This is a genomic window from Pedobacter sp. UBA5917 (assembly GCF_002432345.1).
Taxonomy (GTDB): domain Bacteria; phylum Bacteroidota; class Bacteroidia; order Sphingobacteriales; family Sphingobacteriaceae; genus Pedobacter.
In genome coordinates this window covers 1-11912 of sequence record NZ_DJDT01000071.1, presented here as the reverse complement: position 1 = coordinate 11912, position 11912 = coordinate 1, and the positions used below count along the sequence as shown (strand labels likewise).

At 38.7% G+C, this 11912-nt stretch carries 10 protein-coding genes; 3 read left to right on the top strand and 7 right to left on the bottom strand.

What is annotated here, in order from left to right; translation table 11 throughout:
• Window positions 1-259 precede the first annotated feature (259 nt).
• Entirely contained in the window at window positions 260-1162 is a 903-nt protein-coding gene (locus tag B2V92_RS04545; RefSeq protein ID WP_293305114.1) for a LysR family transcriptional regulator, read from the top strand.
• Window positions 1163-1249: 87 nt separating this feature from the next.
• On the top strand, window positions 1250-3745 hold the full coding sequence (locus B2V92_RS04540) for a PAS domain S-box protein (protein ID WP_293305113.1): 2496 nt from the start codon (window positions 1250-1252) through the stop codon (window positions 3743-3745).
• A gap of 278 nt (window positions 3746-4023) precedes the next feature.
• On the opposite strand, the gene B2V92_RS04535 is transcribed toward B2V92_RS04540, so the two are convergent.
• Both B2V92_RS04535 and hutH read right to left on the bottom strand, forming a co-directional pair.
• Window positions 4024-6030, bottom strand: coding sequence for a urocanate hydratase (locus B2V92_RS04535; RefSeq protein WP_293305112.1), 2007 nt, complete (start codon window positions 6028-6030; stop codon window positions 4024-4026).
• 19 nt (window positions 6031-6049) lie between these two features.
• Entirely contained in the window at window positions 6050-7585 is a 1536-nt protein-coding gene (gene hutH, locus B2V92_RS04530) for a histidine ammonia-lyase (protein ID WP_293305110.1), read from the bottom strand.
• A gap of 76 nt (window positions 7586-7661) precedes the next feature.
• On the opposite strand from hutH, the gene B2V92_RS04525 reads away from it, so the two are divergent.
• Window positions 7662-8555: a LysR family transcriptional regulator gene (locus B2V92_RS04525; protein ID WP_293305108.1), complete on the top strand. Its 894-nt coding sequence runs from the start codon at window positions 7662-7664 to the stop codon at window positions 8553-8555.
• 16 nt (window positions 8556-8571) lie between these two features.
• On the opposite strand, the gene B2V92_RS04520 is transcribed toward B2V92_RS04525, so the two are convergent.
• The 5 genes from B2V92_RS04520 to B2V92_RS04500 all read right to left on the bottom strand — a co-directional run.
• Window positions 8572-9030 (bottom strand): hypothetical protein, encoded by a 459-nt coding sequence (locus B2V92_RS04520; RefSeq protein WP_293305107.1) that lies wholly within the window; start codon window positions 9028-9030, stop codon window positions 8572-8574.
• A gap of 261 nt (window positions 9031-9291) precedes the next feature.
• Window positions 9292-9771, bottom strand: a complete 480-nt coding sequence (locus tag B2V92_RS04515; RefSeq protein WP_090764716.1) for a hypothetical protein — start codon at window positions 9769-9771, stop codon at window positions 9292-9294.
• 5 nt (window positions 9772-9776) lie between these two features.
• Entirely contained in the window at window positions 9777-10151 is a 375-nt protein-coding gene (locus B2V92_RS04510) for a hypothetical protein (protein ID WP_293305103.1), read from the bottom strand.
• A 764-nt stretch (window positions 10152-10915) separates the two neighbouring features.
• The gene (locus tag B2V92_RS04505; protein WP_293305101.1) at window positions 10916-11365 is read right to left on the bottom strand and encodes a hypothetical protein; all 450 of its coding nucleotides are present in this window, start codon (window positions 11363-11365) and stop codon (window positions 10916-10918) included.
• A gap of 17 nt (window positions 11366-11382) precedes the next feature.
• Window positions 11383-11912 (bottom strand): hypothetical protein (locus B2V92_RS04500; protein ID WP_293305100.1); only part of this gene is annotated, 530 nt, incomplete at its 5' end.

Below are 11912 nucleotides of genomic sequence, written 5' to 3'. Positions count from 1 at the left end.
CTTCAGCAGGATCGTAATCGTGGTTGATGTTGGTTGTTTTAACTTCGAAATCTTCTAATGAAGAAAAGAAACCGGCTGTTGCATCAGCTATTGTTTCGTTGAATTTTCCACCGGAGTGTCCAAATTTTTGTCCCCCGTTGATGATGAATATTTTTGTCATTTCGTTTTTCTATTTTGATAAGACAAAATTAATCAGGCAATACCTATTATTAAAACAAGTTAATTCATAGCTTTGTATCAGAATTATAATAGTAAAGTTATGGTTAATTTAGAATGGTACAGAAGCTTTAAGGCGATTTATAAAACTGGCACTTTAACCGGTGCAGCCGAAAGTTTGTTTATTTCGCAACCCGGAGTGAGTTTACATTTAAGTTCGTTAGAAAGTTATGTAGGTTATAAACTCTTCGAACGTACGGGCCGGAAAATGATCCCTACCGAAAAAGGAAAAGTACTGTATAATTTTATATTAGAGCCGCTTGCAAAACTCGAAGATGCCGAAAAACATTTTCAAAAAAGTACGGAGAAACATACGCCAACCATTAGTGTGGGCATGTGTTTCGAAACCTTTCAGATCACTTTGGAGCAATATATATCTACCCTTCCATTTAATGTAATTATCCGTTTTGGCGAATATCCCGAAATGCTCGATCAACTGGACAAAGGGATTTTGGACCTGATTATTACCCCGCAAAAGGGGAATTCGCCCAATATAGAACATGAGGCATTTTCATCTGAAACCATTGTATTGGTAGGTGGAATAGAAACCGATGGACAGGTTTTCACCTCGCTGGCCAAAAAAAATGATTTAACCGCTATGGAAGAATGGTTGAAACAGCAGAAATGGTACGGCACAGCAGGTGATATGGAGCATTTATTACGCTTTTGGCAACTTAATTTTGGGAAACGGGCCGATTTTAGGCCAAATTATATCGTTCCGAACCTCAACTCCATCGTACGCTGCCTGTCGGGTGGAAAGGGTTTGGCCATTATCCCCGATTTTCTTTGCAAAAAAGAGGTAGAAGAAGAAAAAATTAAAGTAATTTGGGAAGGTAGCACTCCGCTAAAAAACACCTTATATTTTGGCTGTAGAAAAAACACACAGTACGCTACTGAAATTCATGTAATTAAAAACCTTTTTAAGGAGGTTATGGTTAGTATATAGTCTACATCCGACGCTTGTATATGTGCCATAAATTATTTTGAAAATCAGGTAGAATATTTATTTTAGATTATCCCATAAAGTCCCATAATGAGTCAGTCCATTCATCTTTTAAGCAACGATCAATTATTAGAAGTTTTTAATTTAACCCATACTGCCACAGCGGTACATGTTGGGGAAACGGCTATAATACAGGCTGCAAACGATGCCATGTTAAGAATCTGGGGCAAGGATAGGCGTGTGATCGGTAAATCGCTTGAAGATGCCCTTCCCGAGTTAAAAGGTCAGCCATTTATCGAAATGTTCAGAAAGGTGTGGCTGGAAGGGCTGGTAATTTCAGGAAAAGATACAGCGGCAGACCTCGAAATCGATGGTAAAATACAGACCTTCTATTTTGATTTTGAGTACCGTGCAGTAAAAGATCATGAAGGAAAAACCATCTGTATTTTACACACCGCAATTGATGTAAGTGAGCGCGTGCTAAGGCAGGAAGCGGTAGAAAGGGAACGGGAAAAGGCAGAAGCTTTGGAACGCGAACAGGCTTTAAACGAGGAATTGGCTGCCACAGTGGAGGAACTTGCTGCAACCAACGAAGAGCTTGTTGCCACAAACGAAGAACTACAGGAAACGCAGGAAAGGCTGCATGTTTTAAATAACGAATTGGAATTACGCGTTTTAGAACGTTTTAACCAACTTTCGGAAAGCGAAAAACGCTTTAAAACCATGGCCGAGGGCACCGATATTTTTATCGGCGTTGGTGATGAAAATGGAAATGCAGTTTATTTTAATAAATCATGGACGGATTTAACAGGTAAATCAATCGAAAACTTATTGGCTTTTGGTTGGGCCGACCTGATCCATCCGGAAGACCGTGATAAATACCTCAATATCTACCTGGATGCCTTTGATGCAAAAACTGCATTTACGGGTGAGTTAAGGATACTCGATAAAAATGATCAATACCGTTGGTTATTGGCCAGTGCCACACCGCGTTTCGATGCTGATGGATCTTTTGCAGGTTATATCAGTTCGTGTGTGGATATAACGGAGAGAAAATTAATTGAACTGGAGCGCTTAAACCTGAGCAAACTGATTGAAGCCAGCTCTGAATTTATAGGTCTGGTAGATCTGGATTTATCTATCCAATACCTAAATCCTGCGGCTATAAAAAAACTGGGCTGGAAAAGTATCACCAACAGAACAATTTTAGACTGTGTTTTCCCCGAGGACCGAGGAACAGCAGAATTACTATTCCCGGGCATTCAGCACAATCGGAATTTCAGGGAAGAAATCCGTTTCTGGAATGAAGAAACCGGAAAACCTTTTTGGATTGAATGGAATGGTTTTGCCATTAAAAATGAAGCAGACGATGAGGTAATTGCCATGGCTACTGTAAGTCCGGATATTACAGAACGTAAACTTTACCAGGAAGAACTTCAGGATATCAATATGGAAATGGCAGCAGCAAATGAGGAACTGGCCACTACCAACGAAGAACTTGCACAAACCCACGAAGACCTGATCCAATATGTGAATAGGTTATCTGATAGTGAGGAGAAATTACGTCAGGCGATAGAAACCGGTAGAATGGGTACCTGGAGCATTGATCCAAAAACGCTTGAAATAAGCATGTCGGGTTTTGTTAAAAACTTGTTGGGTCTTCCTTTAGATCAACCGGCAGAAATGGAAGCCATTATGCAGGCCATCAACCCCGATTACCACAGCATGGTAAATACCGCCTTAACAAATGCATTGGCCACACATTCATCGAGCGATACCGAATATCCGATCAACAATTTAATTACCGGTGAAGAAAAATGGGTAAGGGCTACCGGAAGGGTGTTTGTAGATCAGCATGGAAATGCAACCGAATATTCCGGATTGTTTATTGATATCACAGAGCAAAAGCTCGATGAACTCCGGAAAAACGACTTTATCGGCATGGTGAGTCATGAGCTAAAGACACCTTTAACCGCTATTAACGGTTTTGTACAGGTTCTGCAGCGCAAAGCCAAAAAAGATGAAGATAATTATGCCATTATTGCCTTAGATAAAGCGCATAGCCAGATCAGGAAAATGACCACCATGATTAACGGCTTCTTAAATGTATCGAGACTGGAATCGGGCAAATTATTGATCGAAAAAACGGATTTTAACTTAGACGAGTTGCTAAAAGAAACCATTGAGGAAACCTATATTTCCCAATCTTCGCATCAGATTATATTAAATCCAACTTGTGAAGTAACGATCCATGCCGACCGCGACAAAATCGGAAATGTAATATCAAACCTTATCAGTAACGGATTGAAATACTCAGATAATGGGACTAAAATCGAAGTAACCTGCCAATTATCCGATAAAGAAGTCGAAGTTCAGATCAAAGATGAAGGCATCGGTATAAAACCCGAAGATATTGATAAACTGTTTGAACGTTATTACCGCGTAAAAGGTAACCATACCATTTCGGGTTTCGGGATTGGGCTTTATTTAAGCGCCGAAATTATAGAAAGGCATCATGGTAAAATTTGGGCCGAAAGTGAAGAAGGTAAAGGTTCCGTATTTCACTTTACGTTGCCTTTAAACTAACTATTCGCGTTTTAACCACCGAGTACATAGAGATTTTCACAGAGGACACAGAGGTTTACAGCTTCATTTTCCTCATGCGATCGTCACCCTGAACTTGTTTCAGGGTCTTTCATGCAAGATAGATCTCTCTCCCGAATATTCAGGACATTTAGGTTGAGATGACGTTTTTTATATGTCATTCTGAGTGCAACGAAGAATCTTTTTATTCAAGCCAAGACTTTAATACATAAAGATTCTTCACTGCGTTCAGAATGACAACAATGATTTTTTCTACAACCCTAACCTATCCCCAAACCATCCATCACCTCTTCATCAACTATATTTGGCATGGTGATTTTTAAAGTCCCGGTACGTTGCATTTCGCGTTCAATGGCAAAACGTGCTTCTTCGTTACGTGCCCAGCTTCGCCTGGCAATTCCGTTATTTACATCGTAAAAAAGCATATTCTGCAGTTTTTCTGCCGCCTCAACCGTTCCATCCAACACCATACCGAATCCGCCGTTAATTACTTCGCCCCAGCCAACGCCTCCTCCATTATGGATCGATACCCAGGTTGCACCCCTAAAACTATCGCCAATCACATTATGGATGGCCATATCGGCCGTAAACCTACTTCCATCGTAAATATTACTCGTTTCCCTAAAAGGCGAATCTGTTCCACTTACATCGTGATGATCCCTACCCAAAATCACTTGGGCCGATAATTCGCCAGTTTTAATGGCTTCGTTAAAGCGGAGTGCAATTTTCGCCCTACCTTCTGCATCGGCATACAAAATCCTTGCTTTTGATCCTACTACCAACCTGTTTTCCTTAGCAGCTACAATCCAGTTAATGTTATCCTGTAACTGCTGCTGTATTTCTGAAGGCGCCGTAAGTTTAATTTCTTCCATCACTTCTTTCGCAATGCGATCGGTTATATCAAGATCTTTTTCATTTCCCGAAGCGCAAACCCATCTAAACGGACCAAAACCGTAATCGAAGCACAATGGGCCCAAAATATCCTCAACATAAGATGGATATTTGAAACTAACTCCATTTGTCGACATTACATCGGCCCCTGCCCTGCTGCATTCGAGTAAAAAAGCATTACCGTAGTCGAAAAAGTATGTTCCCTTTGCCGTGTGTTTATTAATGCTGACCGCTTGCCTTTTCAATGAATACTGAACGGAAATCTTAAACTGATCGGCACTATTAGCCATCATTTCATTGGCCTTTTCGAAACTTAATCCTACCGGATAATAACCGCCCGAATATGGATTGTGAAGTGAGGTTTGATCAGAACCAATGGTGATTTCGATATTTTCCTGATCGAAACGCTCCCAAACATCCACAATGTTGCCGATAAAAGCCAACGATACTGTTTCCTTTTCTTTTTGGGCAAGCGAGACCCTTTTAACCAATTCATCTAAATTATCGATCAGCTCATCTACCCAACCCTGTTCGTGCCTTTTGCCTGCTGCTTTTGGATTTACCTCGGCACATACCGTAATGCAACCCACAATATTGCCGGCTTTGGTTTGGGCGCCGCTCATGCCGCCTAAACCCGCTGTTAAAAATATTTTACCAGCTACGTCTTCTCCGTAGAAACCTTTCTTACGGAAAGCGTTCATCAAAGTAATCGCTGTACCGTGCACAATGCCCTGCGGACCGATATACATATAAGAACCAGCGGTCATTTGGCCGTATTGCGTTACGCCTAAGGCGTTAAATTTTTCAAGATCCTCTGGACAAGAGTAATTGGGCACCATCATCCCATTGGTTACCACCACACGCGGAGCAGCGGTACCGGAAGGGAATAAACCCTGTGGATGACCGCTATAAATGTTCAACGTTTGTTTATCGGTCATTACCGCGAGGTATTGCATGGTAATGAGATACTGCGCCCAGTTTTGGAACACGCTACCATTGCCACCATAGGTAATCAATTCTTCAGGGTGTTGCGCAATAGCCGGATCCAGGTTATTCTGGATCATTAACATAATGCCCGCAGCATGTGGGCTTTGAGACGGATATTCGGCTATTGGCCTTGCATAAATGGTATAATCTGGCATAAAACGGTACATGTAAATGTGTCCGTAACTTTCCAGCTCATGCAAAAACTCTTGTGCAAGTTCCTGGTGCCACGCTTTAGGGAAATAGCGAAGGGCATTTTTAATGCTCAGCTTTTTCTCCTCGGCATTTAAAACCGCTTTCCTAACGGGCGCATGGCTCAACTGTGCATTCCTGTTTTTTTTTGCGGGTAAAACCGAAGGAATACCTGCCAATATTTGTGCTTTAAAATCCATTTGCTGCAATTTTAAATTCTTAATTCAATTCCTTTTCTGCCTTGCTTGCAGTGGCAACGATTTTTCCATCTTTTACCATTTGGATAGCATTTTCCATACGATCGTACATAATCTGATCCTCCTCAAAATGATCAATTTCGGTGCGTACAAAACCATGCACCGCGGCCAATATTTTGCCGGGTTTTAACGGATAATGATAATCTACAGCCTGTGCAGCGCAGAAAAGCTCAATACCGAGTATCTTTTCTACATTTTCGATTACCTGCAAAGCTTTACGTGCTCCTATTGAGCCCATACTTACATGATCTTCCTGACCTAAAGAGGTTGGAATGCTATCGGCACTGGCAGGGAAACAAAGTCCTTTATTTTCGCTGGCTAAAGCCGCCGACGTATATTGAACAATCATAAAACCTGAATTTAAACCGGTTTCTTTCATCAGGAGTTTTGGTACGCCCGGTGTATTCCCTTCCAATGAAAGGTAAATACGCCTATCGCTGATATTTCCGATTTCGGAAGCAGCCAAACAAGCATAATCAAGCGGCAAGGCCAATGGCTGACCATGGAAATTACCACCACTGATGGTTAATTCGTCGTTAAATATTACAGGATTATCAGTCACCGAATTGAGTTCGATTTCCAGTGCTTCTTTTAGATGTAACCATGCCGTGCGGGAAGCACCATGCACCTGCGGAATACATCTTAACGAATAAGGATCCTGCACTTTTTCGCAATCGGCATGTGAGGTCATAATTTCAGAACCCCGCAAGAGCTTGCGAACCTGATCGGCTACCGCAATGTTTGCCGGATATGGCCTTAGCTGATGCAGCTGTGCATGAAAAGGTTTTTCTGATCCTTTCAAACCTTCAATCATCATGGCTGCAATAATATTGGCCGAATCGAGTACGTTTTCAAGCCGTTGCACTACTTTTACCGCATGTGCAGCAATAAATTGGGTACCGTTGATCAAAGCCAAACCTTCTTTTGGCCCGAGGTGCAAGGGTTGAATCTGGTATGCTGTTAAAAGTTGGGCTGTAGCAATAATTTCACCTTTATAATGCACCTTACCTAAACCGATTAAAGGTAAAAACAGGTGCGATAGAGGAGCGAGATCGCCCGAAGCACCAACCGAACCCTGTTTCGGAACCACTGGCGTAGCGCCGACCTCTAAAAACCAGATCATCCGGTCGAGTGTTTCTACCCTAATGCCCGAATAACCCTGCGCCAAAGCCTGTAGTTTTAGAACCAGCATCAATCTCGAAATTTCCGTATCAATCGGTTCGCCAACACCTACAGCATGACTCTTTAAAATATTCTCCTGCAGTTTACGGGTATCAACAGCCGAAATCATAGAAGTACAAAGCGGTCCAAAACCGGTATTGATACCATAAACAGCTTTACCTGAAACGGCAATCCGCTCTACTACTTTACTGCTCTCAAGCACTTTTTCGCGTGTGCTTTCGCTCAAAACGCCTTTGATTTCACCATTGCTAATCGCCAAAGCCAGTTTAGCGGTTAAATGATCTGTTCCGTAATTAAAAATCTGTTGCACACTCATATCATAAAGGTTTTAAACAAAAATAAGCCCTATATTTGATACCTATAAATACCAATTACATCATCATGTAATAACCATGAGTTATCAGATAGAGCTTAGGCATTTAAAATATTTCCAGGTTTTGGCAGAGGAACTGAAATTCAGAAAAGCTGCCGACCGGCTGTTTATTTCGCAACCGGGACTGAGCCGGCAGATAAAACAGATGGAGGAAATTTTTAACGCTCCGCTTTTCGACCGCAACAAAAAAAAGGTAACGCTTACCGAAGCAGGTTTGTATCTTAAAGAAGAAGTTGATTTTTTGTTCAGCCATATCGAGAACATCAAAAAACAGCTTACCAACATTACAGAAGGTAAACAGGGCGAACTTCGCATTGGTTTTTTAGGCTCTGCGGCACAGAAAATTGTACCCGAAGTAATTTTTAAGCTGAATAAAGATTTTCCGGAAATCAGGACCAATCTGGATGAAATGCCGAACAAAATGCAGGTTGAATTACTGGAAAAAGATATGCTCGATATGGGTTTTGTAAGGATGCAGCAATTTAAGCCGGGCATTTCTAAATACATGATCCATCAGGATACTTTTTCGCTGGTATTACCTAAAAGCCACCCGATGAAAGAAGCAGGTTTTGAAGCCGTGAAACAACTTGGCGAAGAGCCATTTATATTTTTCTCGAGCGACGACAGTCCTTTTTATTACGACCTGATGATGAGCATTTGTGAAGATCATGGTTTTAAACCCAAAACCTATCACAAATCGGTTAATGCGCTAACCATATTCAAACTGGTAGAAGAAGGCCTGGGTATTGCCATTGTACCTACCGGTTTGCAATACGGGTATCAGGAAAATGTGAAATTTGTAGAGCTCACACATATCCCACAAAGAACTGAGCTGTACATGATCTGGAAAGAATCAAACCGTAATCCAGCCTTAAAAAGTGTAATTAAGCTATTGTTGAAGGATAAGGTTTAAAAACATTAATCAAAAATCAACTGTTTTCTTCGCTTAATTCAGCAAGCCAGTCATCAAAAACACTACCGGCCGTTTTTTCACTATCACCGGTAAATAACTCCTCATAGCCGAGTTTTGCTTCAAAGCCTTCTGTTTTAGGATTATAATATAGTTTCACAGATTTGGGTACCTCCTCATCATACTTTTCGAAAACTGCTTTCAGTTCCTCTACATCTTCAGTTCCAAGATCCAGCATATCGAACATCCGGTCCATTGAAAGATCAAATTGCTCTTTAGCATATTTGTTGACATTATTTATTTCGGTATAATGTCCATTTACTTTATAATAAACATTAAAAAAATAGCCATTTTCTAATGAAACAAAAACATATATTCCATCAATATCTACAACATTCCGCTCTACAAATTCGAATGCCAATTCGACCATTCTGGTAAAAATATTTTGTGTTTCTTCTTCAAATTGTTCTTTATTCATCTTATTAATTTATTAACAATCTGAATTGGATTAATATTTCATAAGTCCTAAAATAGGTCGTACTGTTCTACACCGTGGTATACCATTATTTGTCTTTTATCCGGTAAACGAGTTGAGAGATTCAAGATTTACCGATACAAAAGCCTAGTGATTATTTAGATTTTTAATTGTGTTTTTGAGCACAGTAGATATAAAATTCCCCTTTTTTCTTCCAATTGATGCTATAACAAGTATTGTGGACATACCATTTTAATTAACTAATTATTTTTTTTCTCTTTTTTCAAAAATTTCAAAGATTTTGTCAACTTCTTTGCTTGTAGCATCATCTTCAAAAACAGCATTTTTTAAATTAAATTTTTTCAAAAATGAAAACGCTTGAGATGATACATTTAGAACCTGAGAGCTATCAATATAAAAATCATCTTTTCCTTTTATTCCTGATACAATCATCCAATAAAATTTCGGAATTTCTTTTTCCAACCTATAATTATTTTCAAAATATTCATCGAAAGTAAGTTTTAAATCCTCAATTCTATAACCTGAATATGCTGTAGTTTCTAAGTTAGATTTCAGGGGTTCAGTAACAATAAAAACAGGGTAATTCTCCATTAAATCATCTCCTAACCAATCTTCCAAATTTATATGTAATTCTTTTACAACTGGCGGGATAGTAGATGTATCAATATTAGTATCCTCTCCCAATCCTACAATTACTTCCGGTTCAATTTTTATATATTTCATAATTATTATTTTAATGGCGGATTAAACTGAGATCCGTAAAGATTATCAATGACATCTGCAAAATCTTGAATTTCTTGTTTTGTAGCATTTGGATATTGTTTATAAAAACGATTCCAAGCAACTCTAATTGTACTTAAATGCAATGTATTATTTACATCTTTCGGAATTCCTCTTAAATTTTCTATTTTATCTAATTCAGCTTTTGTAAACAATCCAGGATATTTTTTCAAAACCTGTTGCTCCACAGCGTGATGAACTACAACATCGCCTTTCTGAGAAGGATTTTCACTAAAAAAATTCTCTCTATAACCATTATGCACCAGCACCCCATCTTCAGTAACAAAATAATTTTCATTATCCTGTACATCAAAATTGTACACAACAGCACTTTTGCTTATAAAACCAACATTTTTAACTGCAATTCAATATCCATCAATTAGTCACTGATTATTTAAGGTATGAATTAAACAAAAAAGCCCCCCCTTAGGTACTTATCAAAAATGCTTAATATTATTGCAGTTAGATTATTATTTTTAATCCTCATTGTAAAATCCAGCTAAAAAATCTGAAAATGAACTACCGACGAAATGTTTATGATTTTCATTATTCAAAACTCAACCTCGGCGATATAAACTTTGCCATAATCAGTTACTGAAACGGCCAGATGAAAGCTATAATAAAGAAAAAATAATATTGCCAGGATAACCTTCAAACAGCAGAAAAAATTATAACCTCTGCGTCTTCAATTCCAAGATCTAGCATATCGAACCTCCGGTCTATTGAAAGATCAAATTGCTCTTCAGCATATTTGTTGACATTATTTATTCGGTATAATGTCCATTCACTTTATAATAACATTAAAAAAATAGCCATTTTCTAATGAAACAAAAAGATATATCCTATCAATATCTATAACATTCCGCTCCACAAATTCGAATGCCAATTCGACCATTCTGGTAAAGATATTTTGTGATTCTTCTTCAAATTGTTCTTTATTCATCTTATTAATTTTTTAACAATCTGAGTCGGATTAATATTTCATATTTCCTAAAATAGGTCGTACTGTTTTACACCGTGATATACAATTATTTGTCTTTTATCCGGTAAACGAGTTGAGAGATTTAAGATTTACCGATAGAAAAGCTTAGTGATTATTTAGATTTTTAATTGTGTTTTTGAGTACGGTTGATATAAAATTTCCTTTTTTCCTTCCAATTGACGCTGTAACAAGTGTATGTGGAGCTACCGGAACCGACATCTGATCATTCATAATTATGGGTAACCTAAAATATGCGTTTTTCTCATTTTCAAGGTCAATACCCCATTTAGCATTCAAATTTTCCCTAAAAATTTCTCCCACGTAGCCCACAATCAAATCCAATAAATGCTTATTGTCTTCTTTTAACAAGTCTTCTTTCTTTTCGAAACTAGCTAGCAACCAGGCTTCAATATCATCAAGCGCTGATATTGAATAATCGAGTTTTATACCTGTTTTATCTAAAAATAAGGTTCTAAATTCTTGTTGTTTATCTGGGAGGGAAAACAACCATTCTTCAAAATCATCCCTAGTTAGTTTAAGTCTTTGTTCGCTCATTTTTTTGTTTAAATAATTTATGGTTTGTGTGTTACAGTTATTCCTGCTTCCTTCAAATCATCCAGCAGTGGTTGGCTTGCTCCCCCCTCTATTCTCCACTCAATATCCCAACCTTGTTCCACAAGTTTTTTATCACGTGCTATTTCAGATCGGATTTCCTCAGTCCTTGAGAAATAATTTCCGGATTTTACTTCCACACCCCGCATCTCATCTACATCAGCTATATCCAATCTTCTTGCCTGACCATCCACATCAACTGTTACCTCTCTTTTTCCCCAGCCAAGTTCCTGATGATATGCATCTGCTGCAGCATTTCCATTTTTAGCATTTAATAAATTGGCATCATAAGTTTTACTCCAACGATCATAATCCCATTTGCCGCCATTTTTTTGGTATTCTTCCCATCTCGCTAATTTATGTTCTGGAGTACCAGGTTCAAGCCCCTTATACCCATTATGCACCAGCACCCCATCTTCAGTAACAAAATAATTTTCATTATCCTGAACATCAAAATTGTACACAATAGCACTTTTGCTTATAAAACCAA